The sequence below is a fragment of the Lysinibacillus sp. JNUCC-52 genome (assembly GCF_015999545.1).
Classification (GTDB): Bacteria; Bacillota; Bacilli; order Bacillales_A; family Planococcaceae; genus Lysinibacillus.
On sequence record NZ_CP065546.1, the window covers coordinates 4218238 to 4239240 of the forward strand.

The 21003-nt window shown below is 38.3% G+C and carries 21 protein-coding genes; 17 read left to right on the top strand and 4 right to left on the bottom strand.

Annotated elements, in window-relative coordinates; genetic code table 11:
* Window positions 1-4 precede the first annotated feature (4 nt).
* From JNUCC52_RS20860 to JNUCC52_RS20915, 12 genes are all read left to right on the top strand, one after another.
* Window positions 5-724: a sugar isomerase domain-containing protein gene (locus JNUCC52_RS20860; protein WP_173477659.1), complete on the top strand. Its 720-nt coding sequence runs from the start codon at window positions 5-7 to the stop codon at window positions 722-724.
* Between the two features lie 17 nt (window positions 725-741).
* A complete protein-coding gene (locus JNUCC52_RS20865; protein ID WP_172772171.1) occupies window positions 742-1011 on the top strand; it encodes an HPr family phosphocarrier protein in 270 nt (89 codons plus the stop codon).
* Window positions 1005-2717, top strand: a complete 1713-nt coding sequence (ptsP, locus tag JNUCC52_RS20870; RefSeq protein ID WP_337980723.1) for a phosphoenolpyruvate--protein phosphotransferase — start codon at window positions 1005-1007, stop codon at window positions 2715-2717. Before JNUCC52_RS20865 ends, ptsP begins: the two co-directional genes overlap by 7 nt.
* Before the next feature lie 40 nt (window positions 2718-2757).
* The gene (locus JNUCC52_RS20875; protein WP_337980724.1) at window positions 2758-3933 is read left to right on the top strand and encodes a GNAT family N-acetyltransferase; all 1176 of its coding nucleotides are present in this window, start codon (window positions 2758-2760) and stop codon (window positions 3931-3933) included.
* A 262-nt stretch (window positions 3934-4195) separates the two neighbouring features.
* On the top strand, window positions 4196-4507 hold the full coding sequence (locus JNUCC52_RS20880) for a PTS sugar transporter subunit IIB (RefSeq protein ID WP_172772168.1): 312 nt from the start codon (window positions 4196-4198) through the stop codon (window positions 4505-4507).
* A gap of 12 nt (window positions 4508-4519) precedes the next feature.
* Entirely contained in the window at window positions 4520-4840 is a 321-nt protein-coding gene (locus JNUCC52_RS20885) for a PTS sugar transporter subunit IIA (RefSeq protein WP_172772167.1), read from the top strand.
* Window positions 4841-4886: 46 nt separating this feature from the next.
* The gene (locus JNUCC52_RS20890; protein ID WP_172772166.1) at window positions 4887-6209 is read left to right on the top strand and encodes a PTS sugar transporter subunit IIC; all 1323 of its coding nucleotides are present in this window, start codon (window positions 4887-4889) and stop codon (window positions 6207-6209) included.
* A 26-nt stretch (window positions 6210-6235) separates the two neighbouring features.
* Complete coding sequence (locus tag JNUCC52_RS20895; protein WP_337980725.1) at window positions 6236-7318, top strand: DUF871 domain-containing protein; 1083 nt, start codon at window positions 6236-6238, stop codon at window positions 7316-7318.
* A 72-nt stretch (window positions 7319-7390) separates the two neighbouring features.
* The gene (locus JNUCC52_RS20900) at window positions 7391-8368 is read left to right on the top strand and encodes an N-acetylglucosamine kinase (RefSeq protein WP_337980726.1); all 978 of its coding nucleotides are present in this window, start codon (window positions 7391-7393) and stop codon (window positions 8366-8368) included.
* A gap of 177 nt (window positions 8369-8545) precedes the next feature.
* Window positions 8546-9307, top strand: a complete 762-nt coding sequence (locus JNUCC52_RS20905) for a tRNA threonylcarbamoyladenosine dehydratase (protein WP_172772163.1) — start codon at window positions 8546-8548, stop codon at window positions 9305-9307.
* A 291-nt stretch (window positions 9308-9598) separates the two neighbouring features.
* Entirely contained in the window at window positions 9599-9985 is a 387-nt protein-coding gene (locus JNUCC52_RS20910; RefSeq protein ID WP_337980727.1) for a hypothetical protein, read from the top strand.
* Window positions 9986-10206: 221 nt separating this feature from the next.
* On the top strand, window positions 10207-10725 hold the full coding sequence (locus JNUCC52_RS20915) for a hypothetical protein (protein WP_172772161.1): 519 nt from the start codon (window positions 10207-10209) through the stop codon (window positions 10723-10725).
* 226 nt (window positions 10726-10951) lie between these two features.
* On the opposite strand, the gene JNUCC52_RS20920 is transcribed toward JNUCC52_RS20915, so the two are convergent.
* Entirely contained in the window at window positions 10952-12235 is a 1284-nt protein-coding gene (locus JNUCC52_RS20920; RefSeq protein ID WP_337980728.1) for a replication-associated recombination protein A, read from the bottom strand.
* 135 nt (window positions 12236-12370) lie between these two features.
* Here JNUCC52_RS20920 and cymR point away from each other — a divergent pair, with 135 nt between their 5' ends.
* The 4 genes from cymR to JNUCC52_RS20940 all read left to right on the top strand — a co-directional run bounded on the left by cymR (window position 12371) and on the right by JNUCC52_RS20940 (window position 16105).
* Window positions 12371-12790 (top strand): cysteine metabolism transcriptional regulator CymR, encoded by a 420-nt coding sequence (cymR, locus tag JNUCC52_RS20925; protein WP_172772159.1) that lies wholly within the window; start codon window positions 12371-12373, stop codon window positions 12788-12790.
* 136 nt (window positions 12791-12926) lie between these two features.
* Window positions 12927-14072 carry a cysteine desulfurase family protein gene (locus tag JNUCC52_RS20930; RefSeq protein WP_337980729.1) on the top strand — a complete coding sequence of 382 codons (1146 nt, stop codon included), beginning with the start codon at window positions 12927-12929 and terminating at the stop codon, window positions 14070-14072.
* 107 nt (window positions 14073-14179) lie between these two features.
* The gene (gene mnmA, locus JNUCC52_RS20935) at window positions 14180-15304 is read left to right on the top strand and encodes a tRNA 2-thiouridine(34) synthase MnmA (protein WP_337980730.1); all 1125 of its coding nucleotides are present in this window, start codon (window positions 14180-14182) and stop codon (window positions 15302-15304) included.
* 141 nt (window positions 15305-15445) lie between these two features.
* On the top strand, window positions 15446-16105 hold the full coding sequence (locus tag JNUCC52_RS20940; protein WP_172772156.1) for a tetratricopeptide repeat protein: 660 nt from the start codon (window positions 15446-15448) through the stop codon (window positions 16103-16105).
* 223 nt (window positions 16106-16328) lie between these two features.
* On the opposite strand, the gene JNUCC52_RS20945 is transcribed toward JNUCC52_RS20940, so the two are convergent.
* From JNUCC52_RS20945 to hisA, 3 genes are all read right to left on the bottom strand, one after another.
* Window positions 16329-17063, bottom strand: a complete 735-nt coding sequence (locus JNUCC52_RS20945; RefSeq protein WP_337980731.1) for a GTP pyrophosphokinase — start codon at window positions 17061-17063, stop codon at window positions 16329-16331.
* A gap of 227 nt (window positions 17064-17290) precedes the next feature.
* The gene (locus tag JNUCC52_RS20950; RefSeq protein ID WP_172772154.1) at window positions 17291-17578 is read right to left on the bottom strand and encodes a hypothetical protein; all 288 of its coding nucleotides are present in this window, start codon (window positions 17576-17578) and stop codon (window positions 17291-17293) included.
* The gene (gene hisA / locus JNUCC52_RS20955; RefSeq protein WP_337980732.1) at window positions 17575-18342 is read right to left on the bottom strand and encodes a phosphoribosylformimino-5-aminoimidazole carboxamide ribotide isomerase; all 768 of its coding nucleotides are present in this window, start codon (window positions 18340-18342) and stop codon (window positions 17575-17577) included. The genes JNUCC52_RS20950 and hisA overlap by 4 nt, the downstream gene beginning before the upstream one ends.
* A gap of 191 nt (window positions 18343-18533) precedes the next feature.
* On the opposite strand from hisA, the gene recD2 reads away from it, so the two are divergent.
* Window positions 18534-20975, top strand: a complete 2442-nt coding sequence (gene recD2, locus JNUCC52_RS20960) for an SF1B family DNA helicase RecD2 (protein WP_172772152.1) — start codon at window positions 18534-18536, stop codon at window positions 20973-20975.
* Window positions 20976-21003 lie beyond the last annotated feature (28 nt).

Consider the following 21003-nt stretch of genomic DNA (forward strand, 5'->3'; position numbering starts at 1 on the left):
TATGATGCGTGCTTATTTTCATGAACTACAAAGGCTTTTAGATGTTGTGCTAGCGCAAGAAAATACGCTGTTAGCAGAAGCTGCACAAATGATTGTTTCTCGTCTTCAAAGCGGTGGAATTGTCCAACTGTTTGGGTGTGGACACTCACATCTTTTAGCACAAGATGCTTTTTATCGTGCGGGAGGGCTTGTACCTGTACGTCCAATTACGATCGAGCCATTGACTTTACATGCAGGGGCTTTAACATCATCAAAAAATGAAAAGGACCCATCGATTATCGTGCGTCATAAAGATGAATTTCAATTTCAGGAAAATGATGTTTGCATCGTCATTTCGACGTCTGGTCGAAATAATGCCCCGATAGAAGCGGCAATGCTTGCAAAGCAGTCAGGCGTCCTCGTAATGTCTATGCAATCACTTGAATATTGTGAACAACCAACACGTCATATTAGTGGAAAACGTTTAGAGGATGTTGTCGATGTTGTCATCAACACACATATTCCTATAGGGGATGGGCTCTTGCACCATCAACAGATACAGTATGCACCTGCATCAACAGTAATTGGTTCTGCAGTTCTTCAAGCATTATTCAGTCAAGTCATTGAGTTATTGGCTGAATGTCAGGAAGTACTGCCTGTTTTTGAAAGCAATAATGTTGAATCGAATAAGCATCATAATGAAATAATGATTGCGAACTATCAATCGCGCATTAATTTTGAGTGAAATTTGGAGGGGTAACCATGGAAAAAACATTTAAGATTACAACACCAGAAGGTTTACATGCTCGACCAACAGCGCTATTAGTAAGTGCGGTCACACCATTTGAGAGTGAAGTTCAGTTAACCTACAATGATAAGTCTGTCAATTTAAAGTCCATTATGGGGGTCATGGCGCAAGGAATTGTAACGGGGAGTACTATTGCAATTTCTGCACAAGGAGCAGATGCCCAACAGCTAATGCAAACAGTTACAGATGTGATTGTTACAAAAGGAATTGGTGAAGAATGCTAGAGATTCAGGGTATTGCCGTATCGGAAGGCATTGCCTTTGCAACTGCCTTTTGTTTAGTGGAACCAGATTTATCATTTGAGAAGTACACGATTACAGATATACAGCCAGAACTAGAGCGCTTTAAATCAGCACTTGCCCATACGAAAATGGAATTACAAGAAATTTTAACACTCGCTCAGAATAAATTTGGCGAAGACAAGGCGGCAATATTTGCTGCGCATTTATTATTGCTAGAGGACCCTGAAATGTTAGCAGCCATTGAAGAGAAAATTAAAACAGGCAGTAATGCGGAGTATGCCTTACACGAAGTTTCCAATATGTTCATCGGACTGTTTGAGGGAATGGACAATGTTTATATGCAAGAGCGAGCAGCGGATATTCGCGATGTAACGAAGCGCTTATTAGCCCATTTATTAGATGTTGAATTAGTTGACATGAGTCGTTTATCAGCAGATGTCATCATCGTAGCAGAAGATTTAACACCATCGATGACGGCACAGCTAGATACTAACTATGTCAAAGGATTTATAACAGATATTGGTGGGAAAACCTCTCATTCTGCTATTCTTGCACGCTCACTAGATATTCCAGCAATCGTTGGCACTAAAACGGCTACACAAGTAATTCAACATGGCGCACCAATTATTATGGATGGCACGAATGGCACTATCATTATTAATGCAACGCAAGAAGTGTCTGCATTTTACGAGCAACAGCAACAAACGCTTAGTCAGCAACGACACGAGCTCCTTCAATATCGCACAATGTCGAGCGTAAGTGCGGACGGACATAATGTAGAGCTTGTGGGCAATATCGGCAAGCCCGAAGATGTGGAAAAAGTCATGCAGGCGGCGGGGGATGGAATCGGTTTATTTCGAACAGAGTTTTTATATATGGGACGGCAGGAGCTCCCAAGTGAAGAGGAACAGTTTCAAGCGTACCGTATCGTCCTTGAAAAAATGCAGGAAAAGCCAACGATTGTACGCACATTGGATATTGGCGGGGATAAGCATCTTCCATATTTAAAGCTACCGTCAGAGATGAATCCTTTTTTAGGCTATAGAGCGATTCGTATTTGCCTAGACCAACAAGCAATGTTCCGTACACAATTGCGTGCATTGCTAAGAGCAAGTGCTTTTGGCAACTTGAAAATAATGTTTCCAATGATCGCAACGTTAGATGAATGGAGAATGGCAAAGCAAATGTTGTTTGAGGAAAAAGCCCAATTGCAAGCAGACGGAGTGGCAATTGCGGAAACAATAGAAGTCGGTATAATGGTAGAGATTCCAGCAGCGGCGATGATTGCAGACTTATTTGCAAAAGAAGTAGATTTTTTCTCGATTGGTACAAACGATTTAATTCAATATACTTTGGCAACGGATCGGATGAATGAAAATGTCTCTTATTTATATCAGCCATATCACCCAGCAGTATTAAGACTTATAAAAAATGTGATTGATGCAGCACATAAACAGGGGAAATGGGTTGGTATGTGCGGTGAAATGGCAGCAGATGAAATAGCAATACCGATTTTACTTGCTTTAGGTTTAGATGAATTTTCCATGAACCCTTCTTCTATTCTTAAAACGAGAGCACATATTGCAAAGCTTTCAAAGAAGCAGTTAATGCAACATATTGAGCAACTGTTAATGCTATCGACAGCCTCTGAGGTTGAAGTATATGTAAAAGAACATCTAGGTATGTAAGTTCTTATTTTTGAATATTGTGAAAAATAAGGAGGGCGTCATGGATATTAAAAACGTTCCAGCGAAAGATTACCAACAAATTCATCGTTTAAGGGATTATTGCTTTCCAAATAAATATAGCGGTGCTAGGCGCGATGATTTTCATTATTGGATTGAGCATAGTACAACTTTAGGAGCTTATGATGGCGATAACGTTGTTGGGCAACTGCTAATCCTTCCGCTCAATATGACGATACATGGTGAAAACTATGAAATGGGTGGTATTGGATTTGTAGCTACATATCCAGAGTACCGTCAGCAAGGTATTATAAAAAAGCTAATGACGGCTTCACTAAAGGAAATGCAACAACGTGGGCAAACAATTTCCGTCCTTGCACCTTTTTCCGTTTCTTTTTACCGTTATTTTGGCTGGGAATTATTTTTTGACAAACTACATTATGCAATACCTCATTCACACTTTCCTCATTTCGGGAAACAGTTAGATGATGTAAAACGTATGAGCTTTGAATGGCCGAATAGTGATCTGTTTGAGGCAATTCAGCAATTTCATAATGTCCAAGCAAGCATTACAAATGGGGCGATGCTACGTGATGCAGCTTGGTGGAAGCGCATTGAAAGAAGGTCACCTGAAAGTCATTTTGCTGCGTGTTTTCAGGAACAAAAAATAACGGGCTATATCCGCTATACCATTCAAGATGGCATCTTTACAACCCATGACTATATTGTGAAGGATTATCTAGCACAACAAGCACTATGGCGCTTTATTACATCACATGCGGCAAGTATCCACACAATCGAAGGAATTACGGCAAATGATAGTCATTTCGGTTTTAATTTCGATAATCCACAATTTCCTAAAAAGATTATACAAGATATCATGGTAAGAATCGTGGATGCTTTTGCTTTTATGCAACGCTACCGTTGGAGGGATATAAAGCAAACTTTGTACGTTCGTCTAGAGGATCACTTTTGTCCGTGGAATGAACAAATTTTCATGATAAATAAAGATGGAGATGTCTCAATAATTGAGGAAAATTCCATGTTTAAAAAGCATATGCTAACATTACCAATCAACTTATTTTCTGCGATGATGGTCGGCTATCTTAGTGTGAAGGATGCAGTGACTATTGCGAATAAAGTACTAGATGATGAAGAAATACGTCATTGGCAACAGGCAATTCCGACGGAGCGACCTGAATTTTACGAATATTTTTAACTTACTGCGAAAATAAGTAGAAAATGAAAATTTTTTTGAAGTTTTTTCTGGACTATACCAGTTAAGGGAAGCCATTTATTAGCAAGTATCGAAGCAATAGCCCAATTAGGTATTAGTTTTTAAAAGGTATAAAATTACTAAAAAAGTATATTGTGGTATATACCAATTGGTGCTATTCTCAATATAAGAAAGCGATTTCATTAGAGTCGTCAATTCGTTAAAAGGGACTAAATTAAAAAAAGACAATGAGGGAGTGCTGACGATGAAAAATATTATGTTAGTTTGTGTTGCAGGTATGAGCACGAGTTTACTAGTTTCAAAGATGCAGAAGGCTGCACAAGAACAAAATATTGAGGCGGATATTTTTGCTATAGCTGAAAGTGAGGTAGATAAAATTTTAGCAAACAAGAAGGCAGATGTACTGTTACTTGGCCCACAAGTTCGTTACTTGAAATCAACATTTGAAGCAAAATTCAAAGAATTGAATTTTCCAATTGATGTAATCAATATGGCTGATTACGGCATGATGAACGGTGAAAATGTCTTAAAGCAGGCATTGAAACTGATTGGGTGAGGAGGCAAGTTAATGGAAGAAACAGCAATGATGCAGTCCATAATGGGGTTGATTGTTCATAGTGGTAATACGAAAAGTGAATGCATGGAAGCACTTCAGTTAGCGAAAAAGGGGCAGATTGGTGAAGCAAAGGAAAAAATAAAGCTGGCAAATGAAGCACTAGTTGAAGCTCATCATTCACAAACAGCATTGTTAACGCAGGAAGCAAGGGGAGAAAAAGTAGAGGTATCGATGCTATTAATTCATGCACAGGATCACCTAATGAATGCCATCACGTTTCGTGATTTAGCGCAAGAAATGATTGAACTGTATGAACAAATCAAAGGGGAGTAACATCAATTATTTGATGTCACAATAAAAAGCAAAGGGAGTGTGTAGAATGTTCCGATTTTTAGAAGAAAAATTTGTGCCGGTAGCTGCTAGGATTGGGAGTCAGCGTCATTTAGTTGCCATTCGTGACGGTTTTATTACAATCATGCCATTGACAATTGTAGGCTCGTTAGCTGTATTAATTAATAACTTACCAATTGACTTTTATCAAAATGCACTGGACTCCATTTGGAAGCATGAAACATGGACGCAATGGGGCGGCAATATTTGGAGTGCAACATTCAATATTCTGTCACTGTTACTCGCAGTTTCCATTGCCTATAACTTAGCCAAAAGTTATAACAAGGATGGCCTTTCCGCTGCCGTCATTAGTCTTTCCAGTTATTTGACATTTGGTACATTTGGTGAAGGTGGTTTAACAGGTTTAACAACTGGAACGGGTGGGATATTTATCGCCATTATCGTATCGTTGTTATCTACTGAAGTATTTTGTAGATTATCAGGTAATAGTAAGCTACTGATAAAAATGCCTGAAGGGGTACCACCAGCAGTTTCGAAATCATTTGCAGCATTGCTGCCAGCTATTATTACAATTGGTGTGTTTGCATTAGTTCGTACAATTATTTCTGCAGGCTTTGATATGCCAGATATTGTTGGTTCATTCTATTCAGCCATTCAAGAGCCGTTTATGGGCTTAACAAATACGTGGGTTGCTGCCATAATTTTAGCTTTTATTCCAGCATTCTTATGGACGCTAGGCGTTCATGGTGCGAATATTATCGATCCATTTATGCAAACGATTAATTCAGCCGCGATTGATGCAAACGTAGCAGCAATTTCTGCTGGCAAAGTGGCACCATATATCGTGAATAAGCCATTCTTTGATGCATTCGTTAATATGGGTGGGTCAGGTACGACAATTGCACTTATTATTGCGATATTCATTATTGCAAGGAAAAATAAGCAATACAATACCGTTGGAAAATTGTCCGCAGCACCAGGGCTATTTAATATTAATGAGCCGTTATTATTTGGTCTACCAATCGTCTTAAATCCAATTTTATTTATTCCGTTTATTTTAACACCAATGGTTAACGTAACAATTGCATTCTTTGTAACAAAATGGGGTTGGGTTCCTGCAGCAACTGTTGTAGCGCCATGGACGACACCGCCAGTAATAAACGGGTTTTTAGTGACACAATCTTGGACTGGAGCTGTTTTAAGTTTAGCGTTAATCGTTATTTCTGTTTGTATCTACCTTCCATTCATTGCAATGGCTAATCGTATAGCTAAACAACAGGAAAGAAAGGCAGAGCAAGCACAAGAACAACAGCCTGAAATAACTCCAGAGATTCCAAAAGTAGAAGTGTAATAGCATAGCATTGGAGGTATTGTCATTTGAGGAGATTAGGAATTTCACTCTATCCACAGCACAGCACGCTAGAAGAAATGCAACAGTATGTTCAGCTAGCACACGATAATGGTTTTGACCGTATTTTCACATGTTTGCTATCTTTAAATAATGAAGAAGAAAAGCTTAAATTACAGCAAATCAATTACTTTGCAAAACAACTGGGCTTTGAGATTTCTGCGGATATTGCACCAGCTGTTTTTGAAGATTTAGGCTTAACGTATAAAGATATTGCCTATTTTAAAGAACACTACCATCTGGCGGCATTGCGTTTAGATATGGGATTTTCAGGTCAAGAGGAAGCGTTAATGTCTTTCGATGATAGTCAGTTGAAAATTGAGCTAAATATTAGTAATGGAACGAAATATGTGGATAATATATTATCCTACCAACCGAACCGTAACCATATTATAGGCTGTCATAATTTTTATCCAAGACGATTTACGGGTCTTTCAAGACAGCATTTTCTGGCAACATCTAAAAATTTTAAAGCCAACCATATACGGACAGCGGCGATGATTTCCTCGCAGCATGCACTGTACGGACCTTGGGAAAAAACAGAGCACGGCCTACCAACACTTGAAGAGCATCGCGATTTACCGATTACAGTGCAAGCGAAAGATTTATGGCATACAGGTTTAATCGATGATTGTATTATTGGTAATATGTATGCCTCAGAGGAGGAGCTTAAAGCATTAGGGCAATTAAATCGACATAAGTTGGAGCTGAAAGTTGTCCCATCCTCAGAAACGACGGTTTTAGAAGAAGCCATTTTATTTAAAGAACCTCATTTTAATCGTGGCGATGTATCAGATTACGTTATTCGTAGTACACAATCGCGCGTAAAATATAAAAATGGGGATTTCCCAGCCCACGATACGCATGTTTTGCAGTTAGGTGATGTTACCATCGATAATAATTTAGATGTGCGCTATAAAGGGGAGCTACAAGTAGTATTAAAGGAAATGCCGAATGCTGGTTCTACAAATGTAGTGGCCAAGGTAGTGGAAGAAGAGCGTTTTTTACTAGCACAAATTCAACCATGGGCATCATTCGGTTTTACAAAATAATTGAACTAAGAGGAGGATTAAGCCGACGATTGTATGTGCTTAATCCTTTTTTTATAGAAAGGGGCAAATAGGATGTATGTGCTAGCGATAGATGGTGGAGGTACAAAAACATGTGCAGTTATTTGTGACGAATATGGCACTATTTATGGTAAGGTGATGACATCACGTAGTAACCCTACTGCAATGGAAGCACATGATTTTGAAGCAACGATTCATGGATTGTTACAGAAATTGCAGGAGCAAACGCCACAAAGCTTTACGGCAATACATAGTTGCTTTGCAGGAATGGCTGGGGTGAAGGAACGGCAAGCTGAAGATATAGTAGAACGTATTATTCGTCAATATGTTGATAAGAAGACGCACATTGTTATCGAAAATGACGCATTAATCGCGCTATATGCTGGCACGATGGGACAAGAAGGGATTGTCCAAATTGCAGGTACGGGTGCGATAACGATGGGATTTAATTATCAACATTCGGTCAATCGTGTCGGTGGCTGGGGGTACTTATTTGATGATGAGGGAAGTGGCTATGATTTAGGAATTCAGGCGCTAAAGGCTATTTTTCAGAGCTATGATCAGCGGGCACAGCCAACAGCGTTAACAGATGTCGTGCTACAACATTTCGCGGTTGATTGTGTGCCGCAATTAATCGCCCATATTTATGGGGAACAGCATCCTAGAACAGTGATCGCACCACTAGGCAAATATGTATTTCAAGTTGCGGATAAAGGGGATAGTATAGCTCAAGCCATTTTAAAAGAAGCATGTGACAAATACTATAAAGCGATAAAAACATGTTATGGAAGCATGCTATGGGGGCGAGAAGATGTTTCTGTAGTATTAGCGGGTAGTGTGTTTTCAAATAATCCAACTATTGTTTCACACCTTGAACAATTAGCGTTAGCAGATCAGTTGCCAATGCAGTTTATATTACCTGTTTTAGAGCCTATTGGTGGGGCGGTTGTTGGAGCCTTTAAACAAGCGAACATCCAACTAGATATATCATTTGTTGAATCGTTTCAAGCAAGCTTTAAAGCTATGGGATAATGACGAATAAGTAAATAAAAGTTATCTATGCGAAATTTTTTAGTACATCAATAGGCCTTGTTCTTTTTGAGAATTTCCACTTGAACAATATCATGATAGAATGTAATATAGGTTTGATTTTATCTTAGTATATAACTAGGTTTACTAATAAAAATTAGATAGATGGAGAGTGTAAGGATGTTACATCAATTTTCTCGTAACGAGCTCGCGATAGGTACAGAGGGACTCGAAAAATTAAAAAATACAACAGTAGCCATTCTAGGTGTCGGTGGCGTCGGTTCATTTGCTGCAGAAGCATGTGCTCGTAGTGGTATCGGTCGCATTATTTTAGTTGATAAAGATAATGTAGATATTACGAATGTTAACCGTCAATTAGTAGCGTATCTTTCAACTGTAGGAAAATCCAAATCTGGCGTTATGAAAGAGCGTATTGCTGATATTAATCCTGAATGTGAAGTAATTGATATGCATATGTTTTACACGGAAGAAACATATGAGGAATTTTTTGCACAAGGCATCGACTATGTTATAGACGCGAGCGATACTGTGATTTATAAAATTCACATAATGAAAGAATGTTTAAAACGTAACATCCCCATTATTTCAAGTATGGGTGCTGCCAATAAAATGGACCCAACACGCTTCAAAATCGCGGATATTTCAAAAACGCACACAGATCCATTAGCGAAAGTTATTCGTACAAAATTACGAAAAGATGGTATTCATAAAGGGGTAACAGTAGTTTTCTCTGATGAAAGCCCGATTGTCGTACGTCCAGATGTCGTCGAGCATGTTGGAAAACCTGATGCCGCTATCCGCAAGGCGAAAATGCCGCCATCTTCTAACGCATTTGTCCCTTCTGTTGCAGGTTTAATAGCAGCAAGCTGGGTAGTCAATAAAATTGTAGAAGATGTGAAAATTACTCGCGTACAAGGCTGAGGATTTATTTTGTATTTAGTATATTGAATTTCAAAGCACTTAAATGTTAATGAAAAGAGGAATCTACAAAGTTTTCCTTGGGAAAGTTGTGAGTTTATACCTGCGCATAATAGCTGTAGGTAAGAGCTAGCTTACTTTTTTGAGAGACGACATGTAGATTCTTTTCTTTTATGACAAGAAAATCAGTAGGAGAAATGACTAAAAATGCTCCCTTATGTTACTTACGAGACAGACCTTCACTTTTTCTATGATACAATAGGGCTGTTATAAAAGAGGGGGCATTCATTAATAATGGAGCAAATTTATCAAATGGAATATAGAGGATTGAATCTATTCGATGAAATTAGCACAGTGGAATTAGCGATTGATGAGGAGAGAAAGACGATACATATTTTTGATGTAGGACAGGTAGTGACACCTGTTTTTAATTTTGATGTATCTGCTTATGAATTATCTGATGGTTTTTACAAAATGGCGGATATACTTCGGCATAAACGAATTTTAACTGAACAGCAACCAGCGACAGAGCTAACGTTAAGCCAATGGCTCATTACAAATAATGCATATTTTTATAGTCCAAAACAAAGAATTAAAAAATATGCAGACGGTCGCATCATCGAAATAATCGATCGAGAAAAGGAACAATTTTTGTTCGATTACTATATACAAAGAGTTTAATTTTACCAAAATAATTAATCTTACGTACACAAAATGCTAATAATTCACGGAATTGCCTTATTTTTTTCATGTGCTCACTTCTTCTTTTGGTTTATTGCTATAATTTGAATAATTCCAATATATATAGTTAATAGGTCAGCTTGTTTGGAATGTTCAAATCTACTTAGGGGAAGTGGAAATGGCGTTTGATAAAACAAATGAGAACATGGGAGAGTGGGAAAATGGAAATACAAGTAATTCGTGAACATTTAGATATTGTAAAACTTCAAGAAAAAATGAATAGTACTGTATTTGATTATTTAGATACGTCTAATAATTACACAAAAGCCATGAGAGCTTTAACGCCTTTATATACACAAGCTACAACATTTTATAAGGAATATTTAGTTGCTAAAGCAGGTGAACTACCGAAAGCCAATACATATTGGCATCTGTTTATAGATTGTAGCGCGAAGCTATGTTATTTTTTAGCTGCATCTACTTATTATTCTTCAAATGAGCTACAAAAAACGCCTGAAAAAGTAGGACGATTATTAACAATCGCCGCCCGTTCTTTACCAAGTATTGAACAGGAAGAGAATGAGGAGTTATTAGCTGCAATTATTGCCCTATATGGTGAGGTAATAAAAGATGATGATAAAGTAGCTGCTTTGAGAGAAGAAGTACTTGCCCAAAAAGGTGACGTCAAGCAATGTTTACAGCAATTTAAATGGTTTGTTGAGAAGGAATCAAATAATTAAATGAATTATTACCATTGTCGAGCAGTATATCGACAATGGTTTTCTTTTTGTAATGGGGGGATAGCAGCAATTGTTTCTGTGCCTGTCACTCCACGACGTTTTCACAGGCATAAAGTAAGACGCAACCCTGCTGTTGCACGATAGGTTGCGCCTTACGGACTGCGCGTTCTCGCCGCAGTCTACTTAGATTTTTATTAATAGGTAAATTGTGTGTGTGCCTGGCACTTTATTTCTTATGGAAGGATTTAAGCTTGTCGTAAATACTTGCCATTCGTTTTTCTTCACCTGCAATAACAGGTTTATAAAATTCTGTACCAACAAGCTCGTCTGGTAAATATTGTTGATCTACCCAGCCACCAAAAGTACCAATTGGACTGTTATGCGGATATTGATAACCAATATGCCCTAAATCTTTGGCACCTTCATAATGAGCATCGCGTAAATGGTGTGGAATATCTCCCGTTTTACCTTCATGGATGCTTGCAATCGCAGCATCAATCGCAGAAATGGCCGAATTTGATTTTGAAGCAAGGCACATTTCGATTACAGCACTTGCTAGTGGAATCCTTGCTTCAGGTAATCCTAGACGTTCTGCCGCTTGAACAGCTGCAAGCATATGAGCACCTACTTGGGGGTTAGCAAGACCAATATCCTCATAGGCCATGACGAGTAAACGACGACTAACTGCAACTAAATCACCCGTTTCAAGTAAATGTGCTAAATAATACAATGCCGCATTCGTATCACTTCCACGTACCGATTTTTGTAAAGCGGACAGCAAGTTATAAAAGTGTGAGCCATTTTTATCCCCGTACACACCAATTCTGCCAATAAGATGCTCTAAAATATGGTCAGAAGCTATTGTTTGTCCATTCACTTCATCACTTGCATAGTAAATCGATTCGAGCAATGTTAGTGCCTTACGTGCATCACCATTAGCTGCTGTAGCAATTTGTTCAATTTGAGAATCTGTCAATGCAAAATGATATTTTCCTAATCCGCGTTTGTCGTCAGTAAGTGCCTTTTGAATAAGTTCTACTAAATTTGCAGTAGTTAATTTTTTTAACTGATGAATTTCTCCGCAACGTGAACGAATAGCGGGATTGACATCATGATATGGATTTTCTGTTGTGGCACCTATTAAAACGATAGAGCCATTTTCTACATGTGGTAATAATGTATCCTGTTGTAATTTATTGAAACGATGTATCTCATCTAGAAACAGTATAACTTTTCCAGAAATTCGCGCTTCTTGGACAATATCTTCTACGTCTTTTTTGCCCGCCCGTGTCGCATTTAGTGCGAAAAAGGGTAGTTTAGAGCTTCCAGCAATGGCATTTGCAATAGATGTTTTACCGATGCCAGGCTCACCGTACAATAACATGGAAGGAACATGTCCGTTTTGAATCATTTTGTATAGAGCAGTATCAGGACCGACAAAATCTTGTTGACCTATGATTTCGTCGAGCGTTAATGGGCGCATCCGATATGCAAGTGGTTCGTTATGCAAAAGAATATCCCCTTTCGTACGTTTGTTCTAAAAGATAGTATATCATAACCTTCCAAGAGTATTTCCGAGTTCTTCAAGAGGAGATTATGATATACTGTTGGTAGTATTTTGACTAGACTAATTGAGGGTGATAAAATGAAAATTTCTACAAAGGGCCGTTACGGTCTCACGATTATGATTGAATTGGCAAAGCATTATGGTGAAGGGCCAATTCCATTACGCAAAATTGCTGCTGAAAAGGAGCTTTCTGAAGCGTACTTAGAGCAACTTGTATCGCCATTGCGCAATTCAGGCTTGGTAAAAAGTGTGCGCGGAGCTTATGGTGGTTACATGCTTGCAAATCCACCAAGTGAGATCTCAGCAGCAAATGTAATTAGTGTATTAGAAGGACCGATTCAGCCTGTTGAAGGTATCGAAAATGAGGAAGCACCGCAACGTGAGCTATGGCTACGAATTCGTGATGCTGTGAAAAATGTATTAGATACAACGACAATTGAAGATTTAGCGCAGTATACAGAAGAAAATGTAACAGACGGCTATATGTTCTATATTTAATATTTTTAGGCTAAAGCACCTCCAAAGGTTTAGAGACGCTGGCATGCACACTACATAAATTTACCGTGTAACATGCAGTGCTAAAGCCATTTAGGTGAACTGTGCTTTAGTGTTTTTGTATAAAGGAGTTTTCAACATGAATTCATATATCTATCTTGATCATGCGGCGACATCCCCGATGAACGACAAGGTAATAGACGCCATGACTTTAGCGATGCGAGATGTATTTGGAAATGCATCAAGTATTCACGGAGTAGGACGAGAGGCGCGCAAACATTTAGATAATGCACGTGATGTACTTGCACAATCTATAGGTGCAAAGCCAGGGGAAATTATTTTAACTAGTGGTGGTACAGAAGCTGATAATCTGGCAATCATTGGAACGGTTACTGCCCGAGCTGCTGAAGGTAAGCACGTTATTACAACTCAAATCGAACATCATGCGGTGTTACATACTTGTGAGAAGCTGGAACGAGATGGCTTTGAAGTGACGTATTTACCAGTTGATGCGCATGGACGCATAACTGTTGAAGCGGTACAAAAGGCGTTACGTGATGATACTATCCTAGTAACAATTATGTATGGTAATAACGAAGTTGGTTCAATTCAGCCAATTGCTGAAATAGGTGAGTTGTTGCGGGAGCATAAAGCGACGTTTCATACAGATGCTGTTCAGGCGTATGGCTTAGAGAAAATTGATGTAGCAGCTTTGCAAGTTGATTTATTAAGTGTATCTGCGCATAAGATTAATGGACCAAAAGGGATTGGCTTCCTTTATCAGAAAACTGGGACACCACTTACAAGCTATGCGTTAGGTGGTTCGCAGGAGAAAAAACGTCGTGCTGGTACCGAAAATATTCCTGCTGTTATTGGCTTTGCCACAGCCGCAGAAAATGCAAGTCAGTTGCGCGAAAGTAAGCGAACACTGTACAATCGCTTTAAACAAATTATGCTTGAAGTTTTTACACATGAAAAGCTAGTATTTCATGTCAATGGCGATACTCAAAATGTCCTGCCGCACGTCTTAAATGTCAGCTTTGCCAATATGGAGGTAGAGTCATTTTTAGTGAATCTAGATATGGCTGGTATTTGTGCATCGAGCGGTTCTGCATGCACAGCTGGTACGATTGATCCTTCACATGTGTTAGTTGCTATGTACGGCAAAGGGGCAGAGGAGTTACGAAACTCTATTCGCTTTAGCTTTGGCCAAGGTCTAACAGAAGAAGCTGTCCGCCAAGCGGCAGAAAAAACAGCAGCGATTGTGAAAAAGCTGGCAAAATAATTTGTTAATTACTATCAATTTAAACCGAATTAATTAAAATGCTATGTATATTTGCACAGCCTTATAGTTCGGTTTATATGAATTGAATAAAAGAAAAGGTGACCACAATGATCGAAACACGTGACCCATCGGAAATTCGTGTCGTCGTCGGCATGTCAGGTGGGGTAGACTCTTCAGTTGCTGCATATATGCTAAAGCAACAAGGGTATGAAGTAATTGGTATTTTTATGAAAAACTGGGATGATACAGACGAAAATGGCGTTTGTACAGCAACAGAAGATTATGAAGATGTAATTAAAGTATGTAATCAAATTGGCATTCCCTATTATGCTGTGAATTTTGAAAAGCAATATTGGGATAAAGTTTTCACATACTTTTTAGAAGAATATAAAGCGGGACGCACACCTAACCCCGATGTAATGTGCAATAAAGAAATAAAATTTAAAGCATTCCTAGAACACGCTATGAATCTTGGGGCAGACTACTTGGCAACAGGACATTATGCACGAATTGATCGTAATGGTGATGGCGAAGTACGGATGCTTCGTGGTGTTGATGATAATAAGGATCAAACATATTTCCTTAACCAATTATCGCAAGAGCAACTAGCACATGTAATGTTCCCAATAGGAGATATTGAGAAAAAAGAAGTGCGCAAAATTGCAGAAGAAGCAGGTCTTGCAACAGCAAAGAAAAAAGATTCTACTGGCATTTGCTTTATTGGGGAACGAAATTTTAAAGAGTTTTTAAGTCAATATTTACCTGCTCAACCAGGAAATATGGAAACGATGGACGGCGTAGTGATGGGACAACATGATGGTTTAATGTACTACACATTAGGTCAACGTCATGGTCTTGGTATAGGCGGAGACGGTGAGCCTTGGTTTGTACTTGGTAAAGATTTAGCACGTAATGTGCTACTTGTTGGCCAAGGGTTCGACCACGAAGCTTTATACTCAACTTCCCTTACAGCTGTGAAAATGGGCTATACTTCGACAAAAAAATTGCCCGGGAAATTTTCTTGCACTGCGAAATTCCGCTACCGACAAACAGACACGCCTGTTGAGGTAGAAATTTTAGAAGATGGCCGTGCACATATTGTGTTTGCTGAACCAGTACGCGCCATTACACCAGGACAGGCTGTTGTTTTATATGACGGCGAAGTGTGCTTAGGTGGCGGTACAATTGATGAAGTGTTTAAAAGTAATGAAAAACTAACATATGTTGGATAACTTGTGGAAAGGCTGCAAATATACTGAGCTCTGTTAATGTTCTTAGGAGATAAGAAGATGCATTAAGTAGATGGAGTCACTTAGTGTAAACGAATAAGCGATAGGATTTGCAGTCTTTTCGCTACATAGAGGTGAAATAATTTGGATTTGAACGAGCAGGGCATACAAGCGTTCCAAGAAAAGCGTTATGAGGATGCTGCACAACTATTTACGAAAGCTATAGAAGCAGAACCTGACAATGCAATTGGCTATGTAAACTTTGGGAATTTATTAGCCGTACTAGAAGATACAGAACGAGCAGAACGCTTTTTTCAAAAGGCAATCACTGTTGACGAAACAGCAGCTACAGCATATTATGGCTTAGCTAATTTATATTATAATGCGGAACGCTATCCTGAAGCGCTAAAACTTTATGAGCTAGCGGTACAGCATAAAATAGCAGGTGCAGATGTTTATTATATGATGGGCAAATGTTTTGAAAGAATGGAAAATCCAAAGCTTGCATTGCCGTATTTACAACGTGCAGCGGAGATTGCACCTGAAGATACGCAAATTCGCCTTGCATATGCGATCGTGCTATGTGCTTTAGAAATGTTCGAAGAAGGTAAGAAGGAATTGGATTATTTAATCGAGCTGGATTGGAATAATGCAGATGCGCATTATAATTTAGGGGTTCTATATGCAGTATCTACAGAACAAACAGAAGATGCTATGTATCATTTGAAGCAGGCATTTACACTCCAACCAGAATATGACCAAGCGCGCTATATTTACGATATGATTGCACAACGGTTTAACTAAAGTAGCTTGAACCAAAGAGAAAAAGTGTTAGATTGACTGCCATCAATCTAACACTTTTTTGCTATACCGTTGACTTCCGCGGGCACACTGTCAGCAACAACCCTCGCTAACGCAAGAGTTGTTGCATCTTTCTATGCGTGCGTTTCCGCATGAGTCATCGCCTTCGTTCATCAACTGGTGGCATCTTGAAATTTTATTACATTTAATTTTGCTATTCGATCAATTATTTACTGTCTTTCCTGTCAAATGTGAGCTGTGACAAGTATTGTGCTAAATGCGCAACAGGTGTGGTATCTAAAAGTGAGGATTCTGCCTCATTTCCCTTTAAAATATTGATTTCTTTATTGAGCCGCTCCATTTTACGATCTAATTCTGCAGCTTGTAATGCCGCCTCTTTTAATTCCATGCGAATATGGGCAGGCACTTCTTTATTATACTTATAATAAATTTTATGTTCGAGACTTGCCCAAAAATCCATTGCAATCGTACGAATTTGAATTTCCGTATAAACTTTTTCCATTCGATCGGACATAAAGATTGGAATTTTAATAATAAGATGTAGGCTTTGGTAGCCATTTTCTTTTGGATACGCAATATAGTCTTTTACATCGACGACCTCAATATCATTTTGTGCTTGAAGCATCGCACTTACTTTGTATATATCTTCAACAAAAGAGCACGTAATGCGGAGGCCTGCGATATCACGAATATTATCGCGAATACTTTCAATAGCAGGCGGTAGCTCTTTTTTCTGCATCTTTAATAAAATGCTTTTTGGTGATTTCACGCGAGTCGAGACATGTTCAATTGGATTATATTCATGAATGAGCTTAAATTCTTCTTGTAAAATATTGATTTTCGTTTCAACTTCATTTAATGCAAATTTGTATGCAAGGAAAAAGCGGGTAAGCTCTGTTTGAAGTGTTTTATAAGTGATAGCTTCGAGTTCGTTTTTCATATTATAATAAATCCTTTCTTCCGAAAAAATCGTTCTAGTCATGATAGAGAATAATATTAGTATGCCTACTTTCAAGCTTAACAAAAAGAAAGGATAAATAAAAATTTGTGCTCTAGCAAAAAGCATGTCGGAACTCCTTTAACAAGAAATGTTTTCTGCTTTGAAAAAGAAAAAATACCTCGAAAAGTGTTTCTCTCGAAGTATTTTTTATCTACGTTTATATTATTTTAAACAAGTATTTTAGCGTCTAAATTGTAACGTTTATTGAACTCATCAACGAAAAGCTGTAAGTCAATATAAGTACCGATATATGGCTCGGTTTCTTGATCGAGAAGGAAACCACAAGTTGCTTTTAATGATTTAGAAAACTCAAGTAACATTTGTTCGTTATCAAGTTGAATTTGTAATGATAAAGAATCATCCAACGTATTCACCTTGAAATATTTTCTATCAATAATGCGTTCTAAATTTGTCTTTTCAAATGGAAAAACAAAGTCTTTATAAATTAATTTCACAGTACCCCGCCTTTTTTACAATAATTTACAACCTTAGTATATGGTAAATCTCCACCGAAAATAGAAAGGGAGCTACCAATTGTGACATGAAGCTTATTATTAGAAATTGCTTTAAATTTTTTTAAGTCCTCTAAAGAACGAACTCCGCCAGCATAGGTTGTTGGAATGGATGTCCAAGCAGCCAAATCTCGTACAAGGTTTTCTTGCATACCACCTTTTTTTCCTTCAACATCGACAGCGTGAATCAGTAATTCATCACAAAATCCTTCGATATAGGCAATGGTCTTTGCATTCACTTCGAAGTCACTAAACTTCGTCCATTTATCAGTTACAACAAACCATTTGTTATCGCGCATTCTACAGCTAAGGTCAATTACGAGATGCTTTTTCCCAATGGTATTAACTAGTTGCTCTAAACGATTAATGTCGAGTTTTCCATCATGAAAGATATAGGATGTCACGATAACATGAGAGGCACCTGCATCTATGTATTTTTTTGCGTTTTCTGAAGTAATACCGCCCCCGACTTGTAGGCCTCCTGGAAATGCTGCTAATGCTGCGATTGCGGCTTGTTCATTGCCATTGCCAAGCATGATGACATGACCACCAACTAATTGATCTTTTGCAAACATGTTAGCATAATAGCTAGAGTCAAAATCTGAAATGAAATTTTCGATAACTTCTTGATCTATATGTCCTAATGTACTTCCAACAATTTGTTTTACTTTGCCATCGTGTAAATCGATGCAAGGTCTAAATTCCAATAGCTTCACAATCCTTCCAACAACAAGTTCATAGTATCTATCATAGCATGGTTAGAAATAAATTAGCTGTAAATCTTCATTTGTCAAAATAATGTTAAAAATTTTTACGTTTTTCTTGTGAAAACGATATTTCTTAACGTGCTGTGGTAAAATAATAAGATTGAAATAAACGAGAAGGGGACGAATCGAAAATGACAGAAAATCTAGATTTATTTGAGTTGAATAAGCTATTTATTCTCGGCCGTCCTATTGTGTCTATTTTTCATAATCCTCAAAATATGTATTCTATTGTACGTGTGAAAATTCAAGAAACAAATTTGCAATATGATGATAAGGAAATTATTGTTGTTGGTTATTTCCCGCAACTGCAAATGGACGAACAATATCGTTTTACAGGAATTATGAGACAACATCCAAAATATGGTGTACAATTTCAAGTTGAGACGTTTACAAAAGAAGTGCCCGCAACTGAGCAAGGAATTGTTCATTACTTATCAAGTGATTTATTTGTTGGGATAGGGAAGAAAACTGCTGAAACAATTGTTGAAAAGCTTGGTGCCAATACAATCCGTCGTATATTAGAAGATCCAAATGTGCTTGATGTTGTACCTCGATTATCGGCTGAAAAAAAAGAAGTCATTCATCGCACGATTGAGCAAAATCTTGGATTAGAGCGTGTTATGATTCAATTGAATGAATGGGGATTTGGTCCACAGCTCGGAATGAAAATTTATCAAACATACCGTACAGAAACGATTGATTTTTTGACTGAAAATCCTTATCGTCTCATTGAAGATGTGGACGGAGTTGGTTTTTTCCGTGCAGATGAGCTTGGTGCAAAATTAGGGATTACTGGTAATCACCCTGACCGTATTAAGGCTGCGATTTTACATACTCTAAATACAGCTGCTTTATCGGATGGCCATGTATATTTAGATGCTGAGCATGTCTTACCGCAAGTGAAAGATATGCTTGAGCAAAGCCAACGTCAAGAAATTCCGTATGAAGCAATTTCTAAAGCTTGTATTGAGATGCGTGAGGAAAATAAAATATATGGAGAAGAAACAAGACTTTATTTGCCTTCCTTATATTTTTCGGAAATAGGCATTGCGTCAAAAATTATTGCGTTAACTGAACGAAATAGTCAGGCTAAGCATTTTAGTAAAGATGAAATTCGCAAGGCGATTGGGGATACGGAAGCATTTTTAAATGTTACGTATGCAGAAACACAAGCTTTTGCGATAGAACAGGCTCTTAATTCAGCTGTGATGATTTTGACGGGTGGTCCTGGTACAGGAAAAACGACTGTTGTTAGAGGCATTGTGGAAGTCTATGCAAAGCTTCACGGTCTTTCATTAAATCCTAAGGAGTATGCGCAAAAAGAAGAACCGTTTCCTATTATTTTATGTGCACCAACAGGAAGAGCTGCTAAACGTTTAGCAGAGTCCACAGAGCTACCTGCTATGACAATCCACCGCTTGCTAGGTTTTACAGGACAGGAGAAGGAAGAAGAAACCGAGCGAGAGGTTACAGGGAAACTTATTATTGTCGATGAAATGTCAATGGTTGATACATGGCTTGCCCATCAGTTATTAAAATCACTACATGAAGATGTTCAAGTTGTTTTTGTAGGTGACCAGGATCAGTTACCACCAGTAGGCCCTGGACAAGTACTCAAAGATTTACTTGCCTCACAACAAATTCCAACAGTTGAACTGACGGATGTTTATCGACAGGCGGAAGGTTCGACAATTATAGAGCTTGCCCATCAAATTAAGCGGGGGACAATACCAAATGATTTGACGATGAAAACGTCTGATCGTTCATTTATTAAAGCTTCACCCGATCAAGTAGCAAATGTCGTAACGCAAGTTGTAAAAAGTGCTGTAGCGAAAGGGCAAGAAATACGTAATATACAAGTTTTAGCACCGATGTATAAAGGGCCAGCAGGCATTGATAATTTAAATAAAATGATTCAAGACCTTGTTAATCCGAATGATACAGGTACAAGAAAAGAGCTTATTTTTGGTGATGTAACGTATCGAATTAAGGACAAGGTGCTACAGCTTGTCAACCAGCCAGAAAGCAATGTCTTTAACGGCGATATGGGGGAAGTCATTAGTATTATTAAAGCTAAAGAAACGATTGAAAAGCAGGATTTGCTTGTCGTGTCATTTGATGGTATTGAGGTAACGTACCAACGGAGCGATCTTAATCAATTAACCCTAGCGTATTGTTGTTCGATTCATAAATCGCAGGGCTCTGAATTTCAAACGGTGATTATGCCTGTTGTTCGTGGCTATTCTAAAATGCTACGTCGTAATTTGTTATATACTGGAATTACGCGGGCGAAAAATTTCTTAATTTTATGCGGTGAGCCTGATGTGCTAGCTAATGGCTTACAGCGTACAGATGATTTACAACGGTTCACGTCTTTGCGAGCACGACTTAATCCAATGGATGCATCTCCAGATGAGGTCAATGAAGTGAAGGAGATGTCAGAGGAGACAATTGGAGAAGAACGACAAGACGAGCCTGTGACTGTTCTACAGCTAACAGTAGAGACATTACCATATATACATCCAATGATTGGAATGGATGGCATTTCTCCATATGATTTTATGGATAACTAAAAATCGAAATAAGTTTTATGAGGTGAAG